At 70.8% G+C, this 24113-nt stretch carries 20 protein-coding genes; 15 read left to right on the plus strand and 5 right to left on the minus strand.

Annotated features, from left to right (window positions below):
- Window positions 1–48: 48 nt before the first annotated feature.
- Window positions 49–5511, plus strand: coding sequence for a carboxyl transferase domain-containing protein (locus ACN28F_RS30780; RefSeq protein WP_421360989.1), 5463 nt, complete (start codon window positions 49–51; stop codon window positions 5509–5511).
- A gap of 125 nt (window positions 5512–5636) precedes the next feature.
- Entirely contained in the window at window positions 5637–6161 is a 525-nt protein-coding gene (locus ACN28F_RS30785; RefSeq protein WP_421360990.1) for a protein-tyrosine phosphatase family protein, read from the plus strand.
- Here the strand turns inward: ACN28F_RS30785 and ACN28F_RS30790 are convergent.
- The gene (locus ACN28F_RS30790) at window positions 6146–7090 is read right to left on the minus strand and encodes an acyltransferase domain-containing protein (protein ID WP_289205940.1); all 945 of its coding nucleotides are present in this window, start codon (window positions 7088–7090) and stop codon (window positions 6146–6148) included. The two genes, ACN28F_RS30785 and ACN28F_RS30790, sit on opposite strands and share 16 nt — an antisense overlap.
- A gap of 189 nt (window positions 7091–7279) precedes the next feature.
- Between ACN28F_RS30790 and ACN28F_RS30795 the strand changes: the two genes are divergently transcribed.
- A complete protein-coding gene (locus tag ACN28F_RS30795; RefSeq protein WP_289205941.1) occupies window positions 7280–7915 on the plus strand; it encodes a TetR/AcrR family transcriptional regulator in 636 nt (211 codons plus the stop codon).
- Window positions 7916–7930: 15 nt separating this feature from the next.
- Here ACN28F_RS30795 and ACN28F_RS30800 read toward each other — a convergent pair whose 3' ends face one another.
- Window positions 7931–9121 (minus strand): acyl-CoA dehydrogenase family protein, encoded by a 1191-nt coding sequence (locus ACN28F_RS30800; RefSeq protein WP_289205942.1) that lies wholly within the window; start codon window positions 9119–9121, stop codon window positions 7931–7933.
- Between the two features lie 112 nt (window positions 9122–9233).
- Here ACN28F_RS30800 and ACN28F_RS30805 point away from each other — a divergent pair, with 112 nt between their 5' ends.
- On the plus strand, window positions 9234–9725 hold the full coding sequence (locus ACN28F_RS30805) for a MaoC family dehydratase (protein ID WP_289205943.1): 492 nt from the start codon (window positions 9234–9236) through the stop codon (window positions 9723–9725).
- Between the two features lie 14 nt (window positions 9726–9739).
- Here the strand turns inward: ACN28F_RS30805 and ACN28F_RS30810 are convergent, their stop codons facing one another.
- Genes ACN28F_RS30810 through ACN28F_RS30820 form a run of 3 tightly spaced genes read right to left on the minus strand, consistent with a single transcriptional unit; the run spans window position 9740 to window position 11803 of the window.
- Window positions 9740–10255 (minus strand): flavin reductase family protein, encoded by a 516-nt coding sequence (locus ACN28F_RS30810; protein ID WP_289205944.1) that lies wholly within the window; start codon window positions 10253–10255, stop codon window positions 9740–9742.
- A gap of 4 nt (window positions 10256–10259) precedes the next feature.
- Window positions 10260–11069, minus strand: coding sequence for a VOC family protein (locus tag ACN28F_RS30815; protein WP_289205945.1), 810 nt, complete (start codon window positions 11067–11069; stop codon window positions 10260–10262).
- Window positions 11066–11803, minus strand: a complete 738-nt coding sequence (locus ACN28F_RS30820; protein WP_289205946.1) for an enoyl-CoA hydratase/isomerase family protein — start codon at window positions 11801–11803, stop codon at window positions 11066–11068. Before ACN28F_RS30820 ends, ACN28F_RS30815 begins: the two co-directional genes overlap by 4 nt.
- A gap of 198 nt (window positions 11804–12001) precedes the next feature.
- Here ACN28F_RS30820 and ACN28F_RS30825 point away from each other — a divergent pair, with 198 nt between their 5' ends.
- From ACN28F_RS30825 to ACN28F_RS30875, 11 genes are read left to right on the plus strand one after another with little or no spacing between them, the layout of a single operon-like run.
- The gene (locus tag ACN28F_RS30825) at window positions 12002–13519 is read left to right on the plus strand and encodes an ABC transporter substrate-binding protein (protein WP_421360994.1); all 1518 of its coding nucleotides are present in this window, start codon (window positions 12002–12004) and stop codon (window positions 13517–13519) included.
- A 2-nt stretch (window positions 13520–13521) separates the two neighbouring features.
- On the plus strand, window positions 13522–14361 hold the full coding sequence (locus tag ACN28F_RS30830) for an ABC transporter ATP-binding protein (protein WP_289205948.1): 840 nt from the start codon (window positions 13522–13524) through the stop codon (window positions 14359–14361).
- The gene (locus ACN28F_RS30835) at window positions 14358–15281 is read left to right on the plus strand and encodes an ABC transporter permease (RefSeq protein WP_289205949.1); all 924 of its coding nucleotides are present in this window, start codon (window positions 14358–14360) and stop codon (window positions 15279–15281) included. Before ACN28F_RS30830 ends, ACN28F_RS30835 begins: the two co-directional genes overlap by 4 nt.
- 5 nt (window positions 15282–15286) lie before the next feature.
- Window positions 15287–16174 carry an ABC transporter permease gene (locus tag ACN28F_RS30840; protein WP_289205950.1) on the plus strand — a complete coding sequence of 296 codons (888 nt, stop codon included), beginning with the start codon at window positions 15287–15289 and terminating at the stop codon, window positions 16172–16174.
- Window positions 16171–16962 carry an ABC transporter ATP-binding protein gene (locus ACN28F_RS30845; RefSeq protein WP_289205951.1) on the plus strand — a complete coding sequence of 264 codons (792 nt, stop codon included), beginning with the start codon at window positions 16171–16173 and terminating at the stop codon, window positions 16960–16962. Before ACN28F_RS30840 ends, ACN28F_RS30845 begins: the two co-directional genes overlap by 4 nt.
- Before the next feature lie 14 nt (window positions 16963–16976).
- Window positions 16977–18389 (plus strand): hypothetical protein, encoded by a 1413-nt coding sequence (locus ACN28F_RS30850; protein ID WP_421360997.1) that lies wholly within the window; start codon window positions 16977–16979, stop codon window positions 18387–18389.
- The gene (locus tag ACN28F_RS30855) at window positions 18389–19573 is read left to right on the plus strand and encodes an acetyl-CoA acetyltransferase (protein ID WP_421360999.1); all 1185 of its coding nucleotides are present in this window, start codon (window positions 18389–18391) and stop codon (window positions 19571–19573) included. The genes ACN28F_RS30850 and ACN28F_RS30855 overlap by 1 nt, the downstream gene beginning before the upstream one ends.
- Window positions 19570–20490: an SDR family NAD(P)-dependent oxidoreductase gene (locus tag ACN28F_RS30860; RefSeq protein WP_421361000.1), complete on the plus strand. Its 921-nt coding sequence runs from the start codon at window positions 19570–19572 to the stop codon at window positions 20488–20490. The genes ACN28F_RS30855 and ACN28F_RS30860 overlap by 4 nt, the downstream gene beginning before the upstream one ends.
- 29 nt (window positions 20491–20519) lie before the next feature.
- A complete protein-coding gene (locus ACN28F_RS30865) occupies window positions 20520–21008 on the plus strand; it encodes a VOC family protein (RefSeq protein ID WP_289205955.1) in 489 nt (162 codons plus the stop codon).
- Window positions 21008–22531: a class I adenylate-forming enzyme family protein gene (locus ACN28F_RS30870; protein WP_421361002.1), complete on the plus strand. Its 1524-nt coding sequence runs from the start codon at window positions 21008–21010 to the stop codon at window positions 22529–22531. Before ACN28F_RS30865 ends, ACN28F_RS30870 begins: the two co-directional genes overlap by 1 nt.
- A complete protein-coding gene (locus tag ACN28F_RS30875; protein ID WP_421361004.1) occupies window positions 22528–24111 on the plus strand; it encodes a class I adenylate-forming enzyme family protein in 1584 nt (527 codons plus the stop codon). Before ACN28F_RS30870 ends, ACN28F_RS30875 begins: the two co-directional genes overlap by 4 nt.
- The last annotated feature ends 2 nt before the right edge of the window (window positions 24112–24113 follow it).

Below are 24113 nucleotides of genomic sequence, written 5' to 3' on the forward strand. Positions count from 1 at the left end.
GTCGCATCCGCGACGCGTGGATCGTAGGCCTACCGGAGGGTCGATCGGGTGTTCAGCCGTATTGCCATCGTCAACCGTGGAGAAGCCGCGATGCGGCTCATCCATGCCGTCCGGGAGTTGGCCGCCGAGACGGGGGCGAGAGTCGAGACCGTCGCCCTCTACACCGATGTCGACCGTACCGCGACGTTCGTCCGCGAAGCGGACATCGCCTACGATCTCGGGCCGGCGTCCGCCCGTCCGTACCTCGACCTGGCAGTCCTGGAGCGCGCCCTCGTGGCGACCGGTGCCGACGCGGCGTGGGTCGGCTGGGGGTTCGTCGCGGAGTCCCCGGCGTTCGCTGAACTGTGCGAGAAGACCGGTGTCACCTTCATCGGGCCGAGCGCCCACGCCATGCGCCAACTCGGCGACAAGATCGGCGCGAAGCTGATCGCCGAGGAGGTCGGCGTGCCGGTCGCGCCGTGGAGCCGGGGTGCGGTCGAGACCCTGGACGCCGCGCTGACGGCGGCGAGCGACATCGGCTACCCGCTGATGCTGAAGGCGACCGCCGGCGGCGGCGGTCGCGGCATCCGGGTGGTCACCAACGAAGCCGAACTCGCCGACGCGTACGAACGCACCAGCCAGGAGGCGGCCCGGGCGTTCGGCAGCGGGGTCGTCTTCCTGGAACGCCTGGTCACCGGTGCCCGACACGTGGAGGTCCAGGTGATCGCCGACGGCCAGGGCACCGCCTGGGCGCTCGGGGTCCGCGACTGCTCGGTGCAGCGGCGCAACCAGAAGGTCATCGAGGAGTCGGCCTCGCCGGTGCTCGACCCGGCGCAGGCCGCCGACCTCAAGGCATCGGCCGAACGGCTGGCCGTCGCGGTCGGCTACCGGGGCGCGGCGACCGTGGAGTTCCTCTACCACCCGGGTGACCGCATGTTCGCGTTCCTCGAGGTCAACACCCGGCTGCAGGTCGAGCATCCGATCACCGAGGCGACCACCGGGTTCGACCTGGTCAAGGCGCAGCTGCACGTGGCTTCGGGTGGACGCCTCGAGGGTGGGCCGCCGCCCGAGCGCGGGCACGCCGTCGAGGCCCGGCTCAATGCCGAGGACCCCGACCGCGACTTCGCGCCGTCACCCGGCCGGATCGCCCGGCTGGACCTGCCCTCCGGGCCGGGTATCCGGGTGGACACCGGGGTCAGTGAGGGCGACACCATTCCTGCGGCCTTCGACTCCATGATCGCAAAGATCATCGCGTACGGACGGGACCGCGACGAGGCACTCGGCCGGCTGCGTCGGGCGATGGCGAACACCACCGTGATCATCGAAGGCGGTGCGACGAACAAGAGCTTCGTGCTCGACCTGCTCGACCAGCCCGAGGTGATCGACGCCAGCGCCGACACCGGCTGGATCGACCGGGTCCGCGGCGAGGGTCGGCTCGTCTCGCACCGGCACGTCGCCGTCGCGCTCGCCGCCGCCGCGATCGAGGGCTACGAGGCCGACGAGCAGGTCGAGCGGCAACGCCTGCTGTCCACCGCGTCCGGCGGCCGCCCCCAGGTGCAGCACGCCAGCGGCCGACCGGTCGACCTCAAACTGCGGGGTGTCGGCTACCGGGTACGGGTGGCCCGGACCGGTGCGTACCGGTTCCGCGTCGGTATCGAAGCGGGCGACGCCGTGCACAGCGCCGACGTCGAGCTGGACCGCTTCGACCGGCACACCGGGCAGATCGTCGTCAACGGCAGCCGCCACCGCCTGGCCACCGGCACCCACGGGCCCGTTCACCTGGTCGAGGTCGACGGAGTGACCCACCGGGTCAGCCGCGACGAGGGTGGGGTCATGCGAGCCCCGATGCCCGCGCTGGTCGTCGCCACCCCGGCGCAGGTCGGCGCCGAGGTCGAGCCAGGGGCACCGGTGCTGGTCCTGGAAGCCATGAAGATGGAGACGGTCCTGCGGGCACCGTTCACGGCCGTGCTGAAGGAACTGGCCGTTTCGGTGGGCAACCAGGTCGAGGCCGGCGCGCCGCTGCTGCGCCTGGAACCGGTGGCCGACGGCGACGCCACGGCGGCCGGGCCGGCCGCCGCGCCCGTCGAACTGGACATGCCCGCCGCGACCGGGGCGACCCCGGCACCGCAGCGTGCCCGGCGCGGCCAGGAAGACCTGCGCGGTCTGCTGCTCGGCTTCGACGTCGACCCGCACGACGACCGCCGGGTGCTCGACGACTACCTCGTCGCGCGCCAGGTCGCCGCCGACGAGGGCGACCGGCCGCTGGCCGCCGAGATCGACCTCATCGAGGTCTTCGCCGACCTCGCCGAGCTGAGCCGCAACCGGCCGACCGACGGTGACGGCGCCGACGGCCACGTGCACAGCGACCGTGAGTACTTCCACACCTACCTGCAGAGCCTCGACGTCGAACGGGCCGGTCTGCCGGACGCCTTCCAGACCAAGCTGGCCAAGGCCCTGGGCCACTACGGCGTCACCGATCTGGAGCGCTCCGCCGATCTCGAAGCTGCCGTCTTCCGGATCTTCCTCGCCCTGCAGCGGGCCGCCGCCGACGCCGGTGTCGTCGCCACCCTGCTGCGGGCGTGGCTGCGGGAGCCACCGCCCGGCCAACTGCTGCACGAGCCCGCCGGTCTCGCGTTGGAGCGGCTGGTGGCCGCGACCCAGGTCCGCTTTCCGGTCATCGCCGACCTTGCCCGTGGGGTGGTGTTCGCCTGGTTCGCTCAGCCCCTGCTGCGGCGCAACCGGGCCCGCGTCTACGCCAAGGTCCGCGCGCACCTGCGGCACCTGGACGCCCACCCGGACGCCCCGGACCGCGCCGAGCGCATCGCCGAGATGGTACGCAGTACCGAACCGCTGGTCCGGCTGCTCGGTCAACGGATCGTCCGCGACCACCTCGACAACGCGGTCATGCTGGAGGTGCTGACCCGGCGCTACTACGGCAACAAGGGCATCGCCGCGATCCACGCGCACCAGGTCGGCGGGTGCACCTTCGTGGTCGCCGAGCGGGCCGACTCGAGTGTGGTCACCGCCGCCGTGGACATCGACACGCTCGGCGCCGCGCTCAGTGGACTCGCCCAGTTGGCCACCGGGCACGAATCCATCGACGCCGACGTCTATCTCGCCTGGGAGAACCAGCCGGAGGACTTCGACGCCATGGCGGCGGCGCTGCTCGAGGTCGTCGCCGCACATCCGTTGCCGCCCCAGGTCCGTCGGGTGACCACCACCATCGCCGGTCGCGCCGGCGCGGTCATGCACCACCACTTCACGTTCCGTCCGTCGAGCCAGGGCATGGTCGAGGAACGGCTGATCCGTGGTCTGCACCCGTACATCGCCCAGCGGATGCAGCTGGAGCGGCTGCGCAAGTTCGACCTGACCCGGTTGCCGTCGTCGGACGAGGAGGTCTACCTCTTCCGGTGCGTCGCCCGGGAGAACTCCTCCGACGAGCGTCTCGTGGCGTTCGCCCAGGTGCGTGACCTGACCCAGCTGCGTGACCACGATGGACGTCTGGTCTCGCTGCCGACCACCGAGGACACCGTCGCGGCCTGCCTCGACTCGATCCGCCGGGTCCAGTCGCGGCGACCGTCGAAGACCCGCTTCAGCACCAACCGGATCGTCATCTACGTCTGGCCGCCCAACGACCTGACCCGCGAGGAGATGGAGATGATCGCCGGGCGGGTACGTCCGACGACCACCGGAGCGGGGCTGGAGGAGATCCTGTTCATCGGGCGTCAGCGTGACCGGGCGACCGGCGAGTTGGTGAAGATCGCCGTGCGGATCTCCTTCGACGCCACCGGCGGCGGTGCCGAACTGACCGTCGGCGAGCCGCCGGTCGAACCGGTCGAGCCGCTGGACGACTACCGGTTGAAGGTGCTGCGGGCGAGCAGCCGCAACACGGTCTACCCGTACGAGCTGACCGGCCGTCTCGGCGACTTCGTCGAGTACGACCTCGACGACGCCCACGCGCTGGTGCCGGTCGACCGGCCGAAGGGGCGCAACCGCGCGGCGATCGTCGCCGGGGTGGTCACCACGGTGACTCCCCGGCACCCGCAGGGCATCAGCCGGGTCGTGCTGCTCGGTGACCCCACCAAGTCGCTCGGCGCCCTGTCGGAGCCGGAATGCCGCCGGATCATCGCGGCCCTGGACCTCGCCGAGCGGATGCAGGTGCCGCTGGAGTGGTACGCGTTGTCCGCCGGAGCCCGCATCTCGATGGAGTCGGGTACCGAGAACATGGACTGGGTCGCCGCCGCACTCAAGCGGATCGTCGAGTTCACCCAGGCCGGCGGCGAGATAAACATCGTGGTCGCGGGGATCAACGTCGGGGCCCAGCCGTACTGGAACGCCGAGGCGACGATGCTCATGCACACCAAGGGCATCCTGGTGATGACGCCGGACTCGGCGATGGTGCTCACCGGCAAGCAGTCGCTGGACTTCTCCGGTGGCGTCTCCGCCGAGGACAACTTCGGCATCGGCGGCTACGACCGGGTGATGGGTCCGAACGGGCAGGCACAGTACTGGGCGCCGAACCTGACCGCCGCGCGCGACGTGCTGCTGGCCCACTACGATCACACGTACGTCGTGCCGGGTGAGTCCCGGCCCCGGCGCACGACCACCACCGACCCTGTCGACCGGGACATCTCCTCGTTCCCGCACACGGTGGCCGGCAGTGACTTCACCACCGTCGGCGAGATCTTCTCCGCCGCCGCCAACCCCGACCGCAAGAAGCCGTTCGACATCCGGACCGTCATGCGGGCGTTGGCCGACCAGGACCACCCGGTGCTGGAGCGCTGGGCCGGGATGGCCGACGCCGACACCGCCGTGGTGCAGGACGTCCATCTCGGCGGCGTACCGGTGTGTCTGCTCGGCATCGAGTCACGGACGGTGCCCCGGCGCGGTTTCCCGCCCACCGACGGCCCGGACACCTACACCGCCGGCACGCTGTTCCCGCAGTCGTCGAAGAAGGCCGCGCGGGCGATCAACGCGGCCAGCGGTAACCGACCGCTGGTGGTGCTGGCCAATCTGTCCGGCTTCGACGGCTCGCCCGAGTCGATGCGCAAGCTACAGCTCGAGTACGGCGCCGAGATCGGCCGGGCGATCGTCAACTTCCGGGGGCCGATCGTGTTCTGCGTGATCTCCCGGTACCACGGTGGCGCGTTCGTGGTCTTCTCGAAGGCGTTGAACCCCCAGATGACCGTGCTCGCGCTGGAAGGCTCGTTCGCCTCGGTCCTCGGGGGTGCTCCCGCCGCCGCCGTCGTGTTCTCCGGGGAGGTGGACGCCCGGACCGCCAGAGACCCCCGGGTGCGTGACCTGGAGGCCCGGGTGGCGGCCGCGTCCGGTACCGACCGCGCCACACTGACCGCCGAGCTCGACGAGTTCCGTTCGTCGGTACGGGCGGAGAAGCTGGGCGAGGTGGCGACGGAGTTCGACCGGATCCACAACATCACCCGTGCCGTCGAGGTCGGCTCGGTGGATGCCGTGATCAGCGCCGCCGAGATGCGTCCGCGCATCATCGCCACCATCGAGGCCCACCTGGGCTGAGGCCGGCGGCCCGCCGGGCCGCGGATCGACCGGCGCGGACCGGCCGTCCACAGCCGTCCGGTTCCGACAGCCACGTTGCTGCCAGAACCGGACGGCTGTGCTCGCTGCGGCGGAAGGATGATCCATTGCCGGCACCGACCTTGTTCCCGATACCGGCGCCGGCCCCGGCGCGGCTGAGCATCGTGGCGCGACCGCGCGGCGGCGACGGGCTCGACGACGAGTTGCGCGCCGTCCGGGCCGCCGACGTCGACATTCTGGTCTGCCTGCTCACCTTGGCCGAGCGCGACGAGCTCGCCCTGACCGACGAGGCAGCGGCGGCGACCCGGGCCGGGCTGGAGTTCCACGCCTGGGCGATCGCCGACTTCGGCGTGCCGGACCATCAGGCCATCCGACCGCTGCTCGACCTGCTCGCCACCGCACTGCGCACCGGCCGGCACGTCGCGGTGCACTGCCGCGCCGGCGTCGGCCGGTCCTCGCTGATCGCCGCCGCCCTGCTCACCCGGCTCGGGATCGACACCGAACAGGCCTGGAACGTCATTGCCCGCGCGCGGGGAGTGCCCGTGCCGGAGACCGCCCAGCAGCGGCGTTGGCCGTCGGCTGCCCGGCAGACCGGTCGCGGTCAGATCGGGAGCGGTCAGATCGGGAACTGACCGCGACGCCACTGCCAGTGCCGGCCGGCGGTGAGATGGTCGATGACCGCGCGCTGCAGCAGCGTGCGGCGCGGCAGCGCGTCCAGCGGCGTGGCCAGCGTACGGAACACGAACCGCAGGATCTCGACGTCGGCGTCCGGCCCGTCGGACTCCACGTAGGGCTCCAGCTCGAACCGGCGCTGGAATCTGACGATGTTGGAGTCCGCCGGCAGGTACTCCCGCAGTTGCGGGTCGAGCAGCCACGACCCGCAGGCGAACGCGGTGTACCGCTCGTCGGGAAAGTGGCGGGGGAAGAACGCCCGCGCCGCGTCGAGCGACGTGTCGACCGCCGCCGGAGTCAACGGCCCCGCGTCGGGAACGTGCAGGTCGATGGCGGTGTCCCCGCGCTGGTGCTGCAGCCGGCCCAGCTCGTAGAGGCCGCCTCGCGCGTGCAACGTCAGCCAGGCCTGCATGACCGGCCAGCCCTCGCCGTGCATCCGCCGGTCGAGTGCGAGGTTGCGACCCAGGTCCGCCAAGGTTGCCCAGGACAGGTCATCGGCGATGCCGTGGTCGCGGTGGTACGCCCGGACCACGTCGACCATCGCCAGGTACGCGTAGACGTAGAGATGCCGCCAGGCGGGTCCCCGCTCGCGCGGCAGCTCCGGCCCGGGCGGTAGCCAACCGTAGCCGCCCAGGTCGGCCCGGACCAGGGCGGTCGACCGGTCGAGCAGCCAGCGCAGCTCGTCTGTCCATAGTGAAGAGTCGAGATCGGGCCAGCCGGCCATGATCTCGGCGGCGTCGTCCGGCCGTACCGTGAGCCGGTCGAGGACCGCGGCCGCGTCGGCTCTGGCCGGCGGTGGCGCCGCCGGCCAGTCGCCGGCGAGTCGGTGTACGCGGTCGACCTCCGCGACGGGCACCCCGAGCCGATCGGCGATCTCGTTCAGATCCACGGTACCGACGCTACCGGTGAACGGGGCGTCGGTGACAGGTCAGGTGACTGGCCCGGCCCCGTTGCGCGCCGTACTCTGACGTCCGGAGATCCCGGCACGTCCGATCAGGTAGGGTCCCCGCGACTAACCTTCCGACTGGGCGGTAGGATTTCGTGGGCGCTGAGCAGAAGCCGGAAGCGGAGGCCACAGATGGCTCGTGCGATATCCAACCGCCCGGGGGCGGCCCGACGCCGGCAGCGCTGGGCGGACGGCTACGACCCGGAGAACACCCGCAAGTCGTTGATCGCCAGCGCGTTGGAGCTGTTCGAGCGTCGTGGGTTCGACCGGACGTCGGTGCAGGAGATCGCCGACCAGGCCGGGCTTACGAAAGGTGCTTTCTACCATCACTTCGAGAGCAAGGACGACCTGCTGCGGCACATCCAGGAGGAGTACCTGGAGGCGCAGCTGTCCGCGATCCAGCAGATCGAGTCGGACAACGACGACCCGAAGGCGCGGGTGGCGGAGCTCATCCGGTTCAGCCTGACCAGCGTGGCCGAGTACCGCGCCCACGTGACGATCTTCTATCAGGAACGACGGTATCTCGCCGGCGACATGTTCGCCGAGGTCAGCCGTAAGCGTGACCTGGTGGAAGCAGCCTTCGCGGCGATGATCCAGGACGGCATCGCCCGTGGGGTCTTCCGTACGGACGTGGACGCGCGGATCGTCACCTTCGGTCTCGTGGGGATGTGCGCCTGGGCGTACCAGTGGCTCAACGTCGACGGCCCGCTCAGCATCGACGAAGTCGCGCGCCAGTTCAGCGTGATGGTGCTCGACGGTCTCTGCTGAGTCGGTCCGGGGCGGTTAGCCGGCCAGCAGCGTGCGGGCCATCACGATGCGTTGCACCTGGTTGGTGCCCTCGTAGATCTGGGTGATCTTCGCGTCGCGCATCATCCGTTCCACCGGGAAGTCGCGGGTGTAGCCGTAGCCACCGAGCAGCTGGACCGCGTCGGTGGTGATCTTCATGGCTGCGTCGGAGGCGAAGCACTTCGCGGCCGCGCCGAAGTAGGTGAGATCCGGCTCGTCGCGTTCGGACTTGCCGGCTGCCACGTACGTCAGCTGTCGAGCGGCCTCCAGAGTCATACCCATGTCGGCGAGGATGAACTGGACGCCCTGGAAGTCGGCGATCGATCGGCCGAACTGCTGGCGCTGTCGGACGTATCCAAGTGCATGGTCGAGGGCGCCCTGGGCGATACCCAGCGCCTGGGCGGCGATGGTGACGCGGGTGTGGTCCAGGGTCCGCATCGCCGTCGCGAAGCCCGTTCCCGGTGCGCCGATGATCCGGTGGTCCGGGATGCGGACGTTGTCGAGGTACACCTCGCGGGTCGGGGATCCCTTGATGCCGAGCTTCCTCTCCGGTGCGCCGAAACTGACGCCCGGATCGGATCGCTCCACCACGAACGCGGAGATCCCGCGTGCGCGGGCCGTCGGGTCGGTGACGGCGAAGACCGTGTAGTACTCGCTCAGCCCGGCGTTGGTGATCCAGCGCTTGACTCCGTTGAGCACCCAGGTGTCGCCGTCGCGTTCGGCGCGGGTCCGCATGCCGGCCGCGTCGCTGCCGGCGTCCGGCTCGGACAGGCAGTAGGAGAACATCGCCTCGCCGCGGGCCACCGGCGGAAGGTACCGCTGTTTGAGGTGCTCGTCGGCGGCGAGCAGCAGCGGCATGGTGCCGAGCTTGTTGCCGGCCGGGATCAGCGAGGAGGTGGCGCACGCCCGGGCGACCTCTTCGATGACGATCGCGGTGGCGAGGGCGTCCGCACCGGCCCCGCCGTACCGGACCGGGACGTGCGGGGCGTGGAAGTCGGCCGCCCGTAACGCGTCGTAGGAGGCCCCGGGAAACTCGGCCGTCTCGTCGGCGACGGCTGCGTGCGGGGCGACCTTGTCGTCGCACACCGCGCGTACGGCGTCCCGTACGGTCTTGTGCTCCTCGGGCAGCTGGTAGGCCTCGAACACCTGCGACCTCCTCGTCCGGCATCGTGGCAGCAAGAATACCATCCGGTCGGAATGTTGGTATCCTCGTGCTGGCTCCGGTCGCCCACGGCAGGTGCAGTGTGTCGGCGGGGGGGGTCCGTGGCTCTCGTCCGACGATCTGAGGAGTGACCTGACCGTGCGAACCGCGTCGCGTACGACCGTAGGTGTCCCGAGCGATCTGCTTGACCTCGTCGGTAGAGAACTGGGGGTCAGCGAACCGCAGGTGGTGACCCAACCACAGATCGACCAGTTCGCGGAGGTCACCGGGGACCATCAGTGGATCCATGTCGACGTCGAGCGGGCGCGGTCCGGGCCGTTCGGGACGACGATCGTGCACGGTTTCCTGACGCTGGCGCTCGTGCCACGCCTGCTCGCGGACATCCTCGAGGTGCGGACCTTCTCGATGGGGGTCAACTACGGCCTCGACCGCGTCCGTTTCGTCACACCGTTGCCACCCGGCGTACCGGTCCAAGGGGTCGCGACACTGGTGTCCGCCCGGGCGATCGACGCCGTACCCGGTGCCGGTGCCGGTGCCGGCGTGCAGGCCAAGGCGTCGGTGGCGGTCGAGTTCGCGGACGGGTCGACACCCTGCTGCGTGGCGGAGATCCTGTTCCGGTACTACGCCTGAGCCGCGTCGACGGCTCACTCGGTCGTGGCGCTCGACGGGTTGACGAACTGGCCCCGGTAGAACGACAACGCCGGTACGTTCGTCGGCTTCAGGTGCACGTGGTCGACATCGAGCAGGATGATCACGTGATCGCCGCTGGTGATCACGTGGTCGCGGCGGCCGGCGAGGATCGCCGGTGTGCCGGTCAGCACCGGGACACCGTCCGGACCGGGTGCCCAGGAGACCCCGGCGAGTTTCTCGGTGCCGGTGAGTCCCGAGGTGGCGAACCGGCGCGCCACGTCCTCCTGGTCACGGCTGAGGATGTGGATGGCGATCCGTTCGGCGGCCACGAGGGTCGCGAAGCTGGACGAGGAGCTGGTGACGCAGAACAGCACCTTCGCGGGCTGGAGCGATACCGAGGTGAACGAGTTGACGGTCAGCGCGGCCACGTTGCCCTGCGCGGTAACGGCGGTGACGGCGGTGACGCCGGTGGGGAAGTGCCCGCACACCTGGCGGAACTGGGTGGAGTCGAACAAGGGCTCGGCCGTCACCGGGTCACCGCCTGGGGGAGGAGTCGTGCCCGGGGCGAAGTCCGCCGTCGAGCTGGATGAGGCAGAGCGTGTGACCACCGGGATCCTTCACCAGGTGCAGCGGTCCGTACGGGCTGTCGACCGGGCCGACGGTCGGCGTCCCGCCGAGCGCGCAGACCTGGGTCAGCGCCTGGGGAAGGCAGGCCACGGCGAAGTAGGTGATCCATTTTGCCGGGATCAGATTCGGCCATTCGTTGTCGAGGGCGAGGACGCCGGCGACCGCGACGTCGTCGAGCATCAGCAGGGTGTACGGCCGGGAGGTCGGCGTGTCGCCGGTGCGGCGGGTGGCGTAGCCGAACAGGGACCGGTAGTAGGTCACCGACTCGGCGGGCTCCCCGGTGTCCAGCTCGTTCCAGCACAGTGCGCCGACCGAGTTGAGCATCTGGACGCCGGAGCGTGACTCGCCCTGGTAGAGGCCGAACGCGGCGCCGAACGGATCGATGACCACGGCGCCCGTACCGGCGGCCGGCAGGTAACGCGGACGGGTGACGAGCTCACCGCCGAGCGCGACCGCCCGGGCGGCGGAGTGGCTGACGTCGTCGACCGCGAAGTAGACGATCCAGCCCCGGGGGCGACCGCCGTGCAGGGCGGCGGCGTTCGAGATGCCGGCCACGTCGCGCCCGTCGATGCCGCACATCCGGTACGTGGTGGCCCCGAGCCGTTCGGAGCGGACCGTCCAGCCCAGCAGTGCGCGGTAGAAGGGTTCGACCTTGTCCGGATCGGGGGTGGACAACTCCACCCAGACGGCCTCGCCGGGCCGGAATCGCCTGTTCATCCGGACGCTCCTCGGGTGGTGACGCTGGCGACGATGCTGTGGGCCGAGACGTCGTAGGCATGATCGGGAGCGCCGGTGGCCAAACTGGACTCGACGACCTCGACCACCGCCCGTAGCGTGCGGCCGGGTACGGCGAGCAGCGACTCGACCAGGGCCTCGACCGCACGGTCGAGGCCGTCGTCGGCGACGACTCCGGCGACCAGTCCCCAGGCGAGGAGTTGGTCGGCCGTCGCCGTGGCGACTCCGGTCAGCAGGTGGTAGGCCAGTGAACGAGGGAGCACCTGGGCGATGGTGTGGCCGACGCCAGCGGGGGCGAAACCGTAGCGGGCCTCGGGCAGCGACAGGCTGGCGCTGGCGGCGGCGATCGGCAGGTGCACGGCGTCGAGCAGGCCGGCGCCGAAGCCGATCACGCGTCCCCGTACCGGGGCGACGACCGGCACCGGAAGCCGCCGGATCCGCCGTAACGCGGCGTCACTGGCGCGCAGGCCGTCGGCGACCGCCTCGGGCGACCTGTCGGCCAGTCCGGCGAACGCCGAGGTGTCCCAGCCGCCGCAGAAGTGCCGTCCGGCCATCTCGAGGTGGACGACCGTGCAGGCGTCGTCGGCCGCGGCGGCCTCCAGCGCGCGGACGAGTTCGCCCAGCGTCGCGTCGTCGAGGCAGTTGCCGCGGGCCGCGTTGTCGTAACGCACCTGGATGAGGCGTCCGTTGTGTCGTGGCGTGAGGGTGAGGTCCACCCGGCCGATCATACATACCGGTCGGTATGAAAACAACGTCCCTGGTCGGCTGGGCTTTGTCATGCGAATGTCATAGTCGAGATACCTGGTGGAACCGTTGACTTGATACCGGCTGGTCGGTACTTTGTGGCCAACGTCACCGGCGCGTCACGCGGTGGCATGAACGGGTCCATCGCTGTGAAGGACACCCCGATGATCATGAAATCCCCGCTCCTGCGGCGGTCCCTCGTGGCGGCCGCCACCATCACCGTCGCAAGCGTCAGCCTCACCGCCTGCGGTGGCACTGATTCCACCGAGACCGGACAATCCGGCCCGACTGTCATCCGCGCGCTGCTCGCGGCCCAGCCAGCCACCCTCGACCCGATCGTCGGGGCACGCTCCGCCCAGATCGTCTGGGCCACGATGCTCGAACCGTTGATCGACACCGACTCCGCCCTCGCCCCGACCGACACCGGCCTCATCACCGACTGGGCCCGTACCGACGCGACGACCTGGACGTTCACGGTCCGCCCCGACATCAGCTTCAGCAACGGCGAAAAGGCCGACGCCGCCGCGGTCGCGAACACCATCACCCTCACCCGTGACACCGAGGCGTCGCCGCTGAAGTCCTACTTCAGCAACGTCACCTCCATCGAGGCCACCGACGACACGACCGTCGTGCTCACCACCGGGACGCCGCAGTACAACATTCCCGATCTGCTCACCACGGTCTACCTGGTGCCGCCGGCCTACTACCAGGAGCAGGGATCCGAGGGCTTCGCCGCGGCGCCGGTCGGCACCGGGCCGTACGTGTGGGCCGGCGCCAACGCGGGTCGCGACATCTCGGTCACCACGAACTCCGACTACTGGGGCGAGGCGCCGGCGAACGGCGGCATCACCTTCACCTGGGCCAACGAAGCCGCGCAACGTCTTGCGTTGATCCAGAGCAACAGCGTCGACATCGCCTTCGACCTCCCACCGGCTCAGGCGCAGACAGCCGAGGCGGCCGGCGTCGAGGTGGTCAGCACCGAGACCGCGATGAAGATCATCGCCTTCCTCGACTCGACCAAGGAACCGTTCGACGACCCGCAGTTGCGCGAGGCCGCCGCCCTGGCCATCGACCGCGACGCGATCGTCAGCGGCATCTTCGACGGCCAGGCCGCCGCCGATGCGGGCCTGCTCAACGTCCGGCCCGGCCAGCAGCCGCAGGGCAGTGTCACCGCCGATCCGGCGAGGGCCGAACAACTCGTCGGGGACGCGACCCCGGCCGTGCAGATCACCTACCCGGCGGCGCAGTACACCAACATCGAAGAGGTCGCCCAGGCCGTCGGCGGCAGCCTCGAACAGGCCGGCTTCGCCGTTTCCTACGAGCCGCTGGACTACGGAACGTTGGTCCAACGGATCATCGGACGTCAGGTTCCCGGTATCGCCATCTTCGCCGGGGTTCCCAACGTCGCGGTGCCGGACTACTTCGTCAGCGGATTCATGAAGACCGCGTCGCTGACCGGCAACTGTCCCGACCCACAGATCGACCAACTCGCCCAGCAGGCCCTCGAACAGGACAGCGCCGAACAGGCCGCTCCCATCTACGAGCAGCTCAACACCATCGGAGTGGTCGAAAAGCACTGCTATGTCCCCCTCTACCGGCAGATCTTCAACTACGCGACCGGTCCCGGTGTCACCGGCGTCGAGTTCGGTCCGCTGAACACCGTGGACTTCACGAAGACGACCCGCTGACGATGGCCGAGGTAGTGCAGGCGGGGGTGCCGGGTGACCGGCACTCCCGCACCCCGGACACCGACACCGCCGTACTGGTGGTCGACGACCTGGTGGTCGAACACCGCGACCGCCGCACGGGGACGGCCCTGCGCGCCGTCGACGGTGTGTCGTTGCGGATCGGCGCGGGCGAGAGCGTCGCCGTCGTCGGCGAGTCGGGATCCGGCAAGACGACCCTCGCGATGGCGGCGACCGGGCTGGGCGCCCGTGGCGTCGGGACCATCAGACTCCTCGGGCACGAACTCTCCTCGACCGGTCGGGCGCAGCTGCGGCGGCTGCGACCCGAGGTACAGGTGGTGTTCCAGGATCCGCACGGGTCGCTCGACCCCCGGCAGTCGGTGCGCTCCGGGCTACGGGAACTCCGCGGGCTGCAACCGGCGCGCACCTCCTGGATCAGCGACACCGACCTGCTCGACCGGGTCCGGCTCGCGCCGCAGATCCTGGACCGCTTCCCGCACCAGCTCTCCGGTGGCCAGGCCCAGCGGGTCTGCATCGCACGGGCGCTACTCATGCGGCCACGGCTGATCGTCGCCGACGAGCCGACCTCCGGTCTCGACGTCTCGGTGCAGGCCGACGTGCTGGAGCTGCTGACCGAGATCCGCCGCAGCACCGGCGCGGCACTGTTGATGATCAGCCACGATCTCGCCGTCGTCCGGTCCGTCTGCGATCTTGTGCACGTCATGTGCCACGGCCGTGTCGTCGAGTCCGGGCCCTGCGAGAAGGTCTTCGTCACCCCGGAGCACGACTACACGCGCGAACTGCTCGCCGCGATGCCCGGCGCGCGCTGGAGGTCCCGCCGATGAAGACCACCACGGTACGGCGCGTCGGCAGCCGGCTCGCGTCACTGCTCGCCTCGCTGCTCATCGCGCTCAGCCTGGCCTTCGCACTCGGCCGGCTCTCCGGCGATCCGACCGTTGCCATTCTCGGCCCGATGGCCACCCCGGAGCAGCGTGACGCACTGCGCCACGAACTCGGTCTCGACCTGCCGCTGGCCGTGCAGTACCTCGACTACCTCAAGGGCATCCTCACCGGTGACCTCGGTCAGTCGCTGCAGTTCTATCAGGCAAACACCACGCTGATCGCCGACCGGTTGCCGTTCACCCTGCAACTGGTCGCCGCCGGGATGGCGCTCGCCGTACTCGTCGGCGTGCCGCTCGGAGTGCTGGCCGCGACCCGGGAGGGCACCTGGTGGGACCGCGCCGCGTCGACCCTCGCCCTGCTCGGCCAGTCGGTGCCCGTCTTCTGGTTCGGCATGATGCTGGTGGCGCTGTTCGCCGTCAACCTTGGCTGGTTGCCCGCCGGCCAGTCCGGCACCGCACGACATCTGATCCTGCCCGCCGTCACCATGTCGGTGTACCCGATGGCGCAGATCGCCCGGCTCACCCGGGCGTCGATGGCTGAGGCGCTGGCCGAGCCGTACATCGACTCCGCCCGGGCCCGAGGACTGCGCGGGCGACAGGTCGTCTGGCGGCACGCGTTCAAGAACGCGATGATGCCGATCCTGACCATCGTCGTACTGCAGACCGGCATCCTGCTCTCCGGCGCGGTCGCGATCGAGTACGTCTACTCCTGGCCAGGTCTCGGTCAGCTCGCGCTGCAGGCCATCCAGTTCCGTGACTTTCCGCTCGTCCAGGCGATCGTCGTCTTCGGTGCCCTGACGTTCGTCCTGCTGAACCTGGTCGTCGACGTGATCCATTCCGCGGTCGACCCGAGGGTGAGGTGACGGCCATGAGCAGATCAGATCTCCACCCGGCGCCGACGACGCAAGCGCCCCGACGCCCGGTACGGCGTGCCCGGACCTCGGTGTTCTGGCTCTCCCTGCCGCTGGTGGTGGTCGCCGGCCTGGTCCTGGTGCTGCCACTGACCGGACTGCTGCCGGAGACCGGGCAGGATCTGGCCGCGACCCGACGGCCGCCCGCCTTCCTCGACGGCGGCTCCTGGGCTCACCCGCTGGGCACCGACAAGCTCGGCCAGGACGTACTCACCCAGTTTGTCTCCGCAGGCCGGCTGACCATCCTGATCGGCCTGGTCGGCGCCCTGGTCGCGATCGGCCCCGGCACCCTGCTCGGCATGCTGGCCGGCTACTTCCGTGGCTGGGTCGACCGGGTCATCTCGGTGCTCATCGACGCCCAGTTGGCGCTGCCGTTCATCCTGGTCGCGCTCGCGATCATCTCGAACCGGGGCAGCTCCCTGCCGGTGCTGTTCCTGGTGCTGGCGCTGACCGGCTGGGCCGTCTGCGCCCGGGTCACCCGCTCGGCGACCCTGGCGATCCGGGAACGGCAGTTCGTGACCGGACTGCGGGCGGCCGGAGCGTCGGAGACGCGGATCGTCGCGCGGCACGTCCTGCCCAACCTCGCCGGAACGGTCGTCGCGCTCGGCACCCTCCAGATCGGTACGGCGATCCTGGTCGAGAGCGCGTTGAGCTTTCTCGGCCTGGGTGTGCCACCGCCGAGTGTCAGCTGGGGCTCGATGCTCGCCTCCGGTCAGGATGAGCTCAGCCAGGCCTGGTGGATCGCGCTGTTCCCCGGCCTCGCCATCACTCTGCTGGTGCTGCTGGTCAACCTGTTGGGCGACGCGCTGCTCACCCACCACGACCCACGGAAGAGGCACCGATGACCGCGCTGCTGACCGTCGCGGGCCTGACCGTCGCCGCCCGCCTGACCGGCGACGACCTGCTGCTGCTCGACGACGTGCACCTCGACGTCGGGCGTGGCCAGATCGTCGGCGTCGTCGGCGAATCCGGTAGCGGCAAGACCACCCTCGCCCGCACCGTCGTCGGGTTGCTCGAGCGCAACGTCCAGGTGAAGGACGGCGCTGTCACCCTCGCCGGCGAGGTGGTCGTGGCACCCGGGGTCGACCGGACCGACCGGGTGCGTGGCCGTGCCGTCGGCATGGTCTTCCAGGACGCGTCACGCTCGCTGAACCCGCTGATGAAGGTCCGCACCCAGCTCGCGGAGGTGCTGCGCCGGCACGTGACGGGCATCAGCCGGGCGGAGGTCGAGCGGCGTTCGGTGGAGGTCCTGGGACAGATGCGCATCAGTGACCCGGCCCGGGTGCTGAACAGCTACCCGCACCAGCTCTCCGGTGGACTGCGGCAACGGGTCGCCATCGGGCTGGCCGTCGTGACCCGTCCCTCGCTGGTGATCGCCGACGAATGCACCACCGCCCTCGACGTCACGACCCAGACCAAGGTGGTCAGCCTGTTCCGCACCCTGGTCGACGAACTCGGCATCGGCCTGCTCTTCGTCACCCACGACCTGATGCTCGCCAGCGACATCTGTGACCGGATCGCGGTGATGAGCGGCGGACGGGTCGTCGAACAGGGTGCCGCCCTGCAGGTGCTGGAGCAGCCGCAACAGGACTACACGCGGCGACTGCTCGCCGCCATCCCCTCGTGGAGCTGAAGGAGAACCGCGACATGCCTGACCAGCCCGGTGTCGACGGGTACGCGGTACACCTGCCGGCGTACGCCCTGCACGACAACAGACTCGACACGGCCGACCCGCCGCGACCCGGTGGCCCGGTACGCGGCGTCGCCGCCTTCGACGAGGACGCCGTCACCATGGCCGTCGAGGCGTTGCGCTCCGTCGCCGTCGACCATCCGGTCCGCGAACAGGTGCTGTTCGGGACCACCAGCGCACCGTACGAGGCGAAGACCTCGGCCGGGGTGGTGCATGCCGCGCTCGGGCTCGATCCGGCCGTCGGCGCGGTCGACCTGCGTGGTCACCGCTGCGGCGCGACCGCTGTCGACCTCGTCGTCCGGTCCGGTGCGGCGGCGGTGCTGGCCGACCTGCGGACCACCCGGCCCGGGGCACCCGACGAGCTGGCCCAGGGCGACGCCGCTGCGGCGTTCGTCGGCGGCGGTACCCGCGCCGCCGCGCTGCTCGCCCGCGCCGGACACACCACCGAGATCCTGGAACGGTGGCGACTGCCCGGGGAACGTCACGACCGGGTCTGGGACGAACGGTTCACCGCTGACGTCCTGGTGACCGCGGGCCTCGACACCGCCCGGCGGGCCATGGCCGCCGCGTCCCTGGACACCGTCGACGAGGTCGTCGTCTCCTCGTCGAACGCCCGGGCCGCCGCGGCGCTGCGGCGGGCACTGCGCGGTTCCGGGGTCGACGTACGGGTCGAACGGGCCACCGGGTTCACCGGTGCCGCCCATCCCGCCCTGCTGCTTGCCGCCGCGCTCGACGAGTCGCAGCCGGGCCGGACGATTCTGCTGCTGTCAGCCACCGAAGGCGCGGACGCGTTCGTCTGGCGGGCCGGTGCGGGGGTGCGGTCGGCGCGGGCCGGGCGCTCCGTCCGCGACCAGTTGGCCGCCCGTCGGCCCGTCGGCTACGGCCGCTACCTGCGCTGGCGCGGGCTGCTGGACGTGCAGGGCCCCGCGCGGCCCGCGTCCCCGGCACCGGCCTCCCCGGCGATGTTCCGGCGCGCCGGCTGGAAGTACCGGCTCGAGGCCAGTCGGTGTGACGCCTGCGGGAACCTCACCAGCCCGCCGGGGCGGGTCTGCGCGTCCTGCGGAACCGCGTCGACGGGGCAGCCCACCGCGAAGGTCTCGCTGCGGGACAAGGTCGCCCGGGTCGTCTCCGCCACCAGGGACCATCTGACCACCATGCCGGAGCCGGAGGTCGTGATCGTCGTCGCCGACGTCGACGGCGGCGGCCGGTTGACCACGTACGCGACCGATGTCGCGCCGGACGACGTGACGGTGGGCATGCCGATGACGCCCACCTTCCGGCGACTGTGGACCACCGACTCGATCCACAACTACTTCTGGAAACTCCGGCCGGTTCCGGTGCCGGACCCGCCCGTGGAAGGACAGCACTGATGGCCAGCAGACGTATGGCCCACGACGTCGCGATCGTCGCGATGGGCTGCACCCCGTTCCGCGACCACTGGCACCGTTCCGCCGACGACCTGCTGGTCGACGCGGTGCAGGAATGTGTCGGCGCGCTGCCCGGTGCCACGCTCGACGACGTCGACGCGTTCTGGGTCGGCACCCAGGGTTCCGGCATGTCCGGGCAGACGTTGGCCCGGCCGCTGCGGCTGGTCGGCAAGCCGGTCACCCGGGTGGAGAACTACTGCGCCACCGGCTCGGAGTCGCTGCGCAACGCGGCGTTCGCGGTCGCCTCCGGGGCGTACGACATGGTGATGGCGACCGGCGTCGAGAAGCTGAAGGATTCGTCGTACTCCGGTCTGGCCGCCGTCTACCCACCTGCCGACGGCACCGACGTCGACTGGACCGCGCCCGCCGGGTTCTCCCTGCTCGCGCCCGCCTACCAGCAGGCGTACGGCGTCGGGGCGCGGGACATGCGCGACGCGCTCACCAGGGTCGCGACGAAGAACCACGCGAACGGTGTGTTGAACGAACGCGCCCAGTTCCGTAAGGCGGTCTCCGCCGAGGCCGTCGAGAACGCACCACGTGTCGCCGGTCAGCTCGGCGTCCTGGACTGCTCGGGCGTCTCCGACGGGGCCGCCGCCGCGATCCTGGTCCGCGCCGAGGACGCCTACCGGTACACCGACAAGCCGGTGTTCCTGCGGGGGATGGGGTTCGTCGCCGGCTCGGGGGCCGGGCTCGCCACCGACGGCTACGACTTCACCACCTTCCCTGAGGTGGTGCAGGCGGCGCGACAGGCCTACGACCAGGCAGGTGTCACCGACCCGGCGACGCAGATCTCGCTGGCCGAGGTGCACGACTGTTTCACCCCGACGGAGGTGGTGCTGATGGAGGACCTGGGCTTCTCCGAACGCGGCAAGGCCTGGCGGGACATTCTCGACGGCCGGTACGACCTGGGCGGCGCGCTGCCGGTCAACACCGACGGCGGGCTCAAATCGTTCGGCCACCCGATCGGCGCCACCGGGCTGCGGATGATGTTCGAGTGTTTCACCCAGCTGCGGGGTGAGGCCGGCGCCCGCCAGGTGCCCGACGCCCGGTTGGCCCTCGCGCAGAACCTCGGTGGGCAGCCCGGTTCCTGTGTGGCGTTCGTCGCGGTGCTGGGGAGCCAGCGGTGAGCGCCGAGGTCCGCCTCGACAGGCAGGTCGTCGTCGTCACCGGCGCCGGCAACGGGATCGGCCGGGCACACGCCCTGCTGCTGGCCGAACGCGGTGCCCGCGTCGTCGTCAACGACCTCGGCGGGACGGTGGACGGCTCGGGTTCCTCCGGTGCGGCGCAGCGGGTGGTCGACGAGATCCGCGCCCTCGGCGGTGTCGCGGTCGCGTCGACCGACTCGGTCGCCACCGCCGCCGGCGGCGCCGACCTCGTCGCACGGGCCGTCGACGAGTACGGGCGGATCGACGCGGTGATCCACAACGCCGGCATCCTGCGGGACGCCACGCTGGCCAAGATGCGCGAGGAGGACGTCAGCGCCGTCCTCGACGTGCACCTCGCCGGGGCGTTCCACGTGCTGCGGCCCGCGTGGCGGCAGATGGCCGAGCGGGGGTACGGGCGGATCGTGCTGACCAGCTCGTCGTCCGGGCTGTTCGGCAACTTCGGCCAGGCCAACTACGGGGCCGCCAAGGCCGGCCTGATCGGGCTGATGAACGTGCTCGCGCTGGAAGGAGCCCGCCGGGGCATCCTGGTCAACGCGATCGCACCGACCGCCGCGACCCGGATGACCGAGAACCTTCTCGGTGAGCTGGCCGACCGGTTCGACCCCCGGCACGTCGCCGCGGTGGCGACCTACCTCGCCTCCGGGCAGTGCCAGCTCAACCGGCACATCCTCACCGTCGGCGGCGGCCGGGTCGGGCGGATCTTCCTCGGCGTCACCCCTGGTTGGTACGGCGGTGCCGAGCCGGTCTCGCCGGACGACATCAGCGCGTCGATCGACGAGATCTGCCGGCTCGACGACTTCATCGTCCCCGACAGCGGCGCCGACGAGGTCGCGCTGATCCAGCGGGCCCTGTCCGGACCCGCCGGTCCAACCGCCTGAGCCGCGTCAAGAAGGGAGCCACCATGCCGGTGAGCGAGGTACACCACGTGGCCGTGACCGTCTCCGACGTCGACCGCGCCGCGGACTTCTACGAGAAGGCACTGGGCTACCGCCGGACCCTGCGGGCCGACGTCGCCGGACCCGGCATCGAGGTGTCGCTGGGCCTGCCCGCCGGCACCACCGGCCGGGTCCAGTACCTGCAGGGACCGAGCCAGATCGGCCAGCTCGAGCTCATCGAGTGGAACGGCACCGCGACCCGGACGGCGACCGGCGGGCATCTGGAACTGGGCACCTTCCTGCTCAGTTTCGCGGTGCCGCTGGCGGAGATGGACGAGCTGTACGCCCGGCTGGTCGAGCTGGGTGCGCAGTGCCTGAGCCCGCCGAACCAGGTCCTGCTCGACAACTACGGGCCGATCACCGCGTTCGCGGCCCGTGACCTCGACGGCAACCTGCTGGAGTTCGTGGCGCTGCCGTCGCGGGAGGAGATCCTGGCCCGGCGGCGGGAGGGCGGCAGCTGATGGCGACCAGCAACTTCGCCGAGACGCTGCGCCGGCAGGCGCTGCGTCGCGCCGACCGGGAGGCGCTGGTCGACTCCGACGCCCGCTGGACGTACGCCGAACTGGACGCCGACGTCGACCGGCACGCGGCGGCACTGCGCGACGCCGGCATCGCCGACGGTGACCTGGTCGGGGTGCTCGGCCGCAACAGCGCCACGTACGTCATCGAGCTGCTGGCGCTGAGCCGCCTCGGTGCGGTCTCGGTTCCGCTGAACTGGCGGCTGCACCCCCACGAGCAGGCGTACGTCCTCGACCAGGCCGGTGTCACCGGGCTGATCTACGACGACGACTTCGCCGACGTCGCCGCCACCCTGGCGGCCACGACCGGGCTGCGGACGGTCGTGGCCAACGGGGCCCGGGTCGTCGTTGACGCCCGTCGGCTGGCCGATCTGCTCGCTGCGGCGCCGCCCGGGGTACGGGTGCCGGACGCCGAGAAGACCGCCGCCGACGTGCACCGGCTGCTCTACACCTCCGGCACCACCGCACGCCCGAAGGGCGTCATCCACACCTGCGGCAACCTGACGGCGAACCATCTGGCGCAGGTGCTCGAACTGGAGCTCACCGCAGCCGACCGGATCCTCGTCTCGGCACCGTTGTTCCATGTCAGCGGCCTGGAGGCGCCGGGCCTGGCGACGTTCGTGGCCGGCGCGACGATGGTGCTGACCCCGACGTTCAAGGCCGCCGACATCGCCCGGACCGTGGCCCGGGAGCGGATCACCGGCATGGTCCTGGCGGCGCAGATCCTCTTCGGGCTGCTCGACCGCGACGACCAGTCGGACCTGGCGTCGTTGCGTTACCTGCTCTTCGCCGGGGTCGCGCCCAGCGTCCGGCGTGAGGTGAAACGCCGGCTGCCGCACGTACGGCTGGTGGACACCTTCGGCATGACCGAGCTGTGCAACGGCGTCTGCTACCTGGACGCCGCCCACGAACAGAGCAAGGTCGGCGCGCTCGGCGCGCCGTTCCCCGGGGTGCACATCCGGATCGTCGACGAACATTTCCAGCCGGTGCCGCCCGGTGTGGAGGGGGAGATCATCGTCCGGGGCGAGAAGATCTCGCCCGGTTACTGGAACGACGACGAGGCGAACCGGCGTACCCGCCGGGACGGTTGGTTCCTGACCGGCGACGTCGGGCGGATCGACGCCGACGGCTACCTGTGGTTCGTCGACCGCCGCGCCGACCTGATCAAGTCCGGTGGGGAAAACATCGCCAGCGCCGAGGTCGAACGGGTCATCGCCGGGCATCCCGACGTCAGCGAGGTCGCCGTCGTCGGGGTGCCGGACCCGACCTGGGACGAGGTCCCGAAGGCGTACGTGATCCTGCGCGCCGAGGCGACCACCACGGCGGAGGGGATCCGCGAACACTGCCGGGCCGAACTGGCCCGGTACAAGGTGCCGAAGTATGTCCAGATCGTGACGTCGCTGCCGCGCAACGACTCCGGCAAGGTGCTCAAGAAGCAGCTGCGCGAGGCGGCGGTGACCGGATGAGTACGGCGAACGTCGCCGCGATGCTGGCCGGCAACGCCCGGCGTTTCGCCGACGCCGACGCGCTGGTCTTCGAGGGCCGGCGGTGGACCCACCGCCAGCTCGCCGCCGACGTCGAGGCCCTGGCCGCAGGTCTGACGGCCGAGGGGATCCGCCGCGACGCCCGGGTGGCGATCATCTCGAACAACGTGCCCGAGTTCCTGCTGTTGTCGCTGGCGTTGTCGAAGCTCGGTGCGGTCTTCGTGCCACTGAACTACCGGCTCACCGCGGGGGAGCTGGCCCAGTTGCTGCGGCACGCGCGGGTCCAGGCGGTCGCGACGGTCCCGGAGTTCGCCGCGTTGACCGACGCCGCCGTGACGCAGGCCGCGCTGACGGAGGTGGGCACCCGCCCGGCGGCCCCCGTACGCCGGTTCGCGCTGGAACCGATCGACGACGGCTGGCTCGACGTGCGGGCGATTGTCGAGGCTCACCGGGGTACCCGGGTCGCCGACGCCGATCTCGACGAGGCGGCCCTGCACCGGATCGTCTACACCTCCGGTACGACCGGGCTGCCCAAGGGAGTGCTGCTCACCCACGGCAACGTGAACATGAACATGCACGCCCAGATCGTCGAGCTCGGGCTGCGGCCGAGCGACCGGATCCTCAACTTCGCACCGCTGTACCACGTCGGCGGCACCGACCTGCCGGGCTTCGGCATCTGGCATGTCGGCGGCACGATGGTGCTGCACCGGCGGTTCGAACCGGCGGCGGTGCTGCGGACGATCGAGACCGAGCGGATCACCGGCATGGTGATGGCGGCGACGATGCTCGACATGGTCCGCCGCGCGGTCGACGTCGCCGCCGCCGATCTGACCTCGGTGCGGTGGGTCATCTATTCACAGGTCACGTCGGCGTTGTTCGCCGTGGCGCGGGAGCTCTTCCCGGACGCCCGGCTGATCGAGGGCTACGGTCTCACCGAGACGTGCAGCGCCCTGACGTACCTGGACGAGGCGCACATGCGGTCCAAGCAGGGGTCGGTCGGCCTGCCCGTGCCGTGGGTCCAGGTACGGGTGGTCGACGCGGACGGCAACGACGTGCTGGTCGGCGACGACGGGGAGGTGATCGCACGCGGCCCGAAGGTGAGCCCCGGCTACCTCGACGATCCGCAGGCGACCCGGGCGGCCTGGCGCGACGGGTGGTTCCACACCGGCGACATCGGTCGCTTCGACGCCGACGGCTACCTGTACATCCGGGACCGGCTCAAGGACATGATCCGCAGCGGTGGGGAGAACATGTCCAGCGCCGAGATCGAGAACGTGCTGGCCGACCACCCGCTGGTGCTGGCCGCGTCGGTGGTGGCGGCACCGCATCCGGTGTGGCTGGAGGTCCCGGTGGCGTTCGTGATCGGCCGGCCCGGCCTGGAGCCCGAGTCGCTGATCGCACATGCCCGGCAGCGACTCGGCGGCTTCAAGGTCCCGAAGGAGATCTACGTCGTGGACGAGTTTCCGACGAATCCGTCCGGCAAGGTGCTGAAGCGCAGCCTGCGGGAGCTGCGGTCGTCGGCGCGCCCGGACTGGACGTATGACCGGCTGCGACGCGACTGACG

The organism is Solwaraspora sp. WMMA2101 (assembly GCF_049179175.1).
GTDB lineage: Bacteria > Actinomycetota > Actinomycetes > Mycobacteriales > Micromonosporaceae > Micromonospora_E.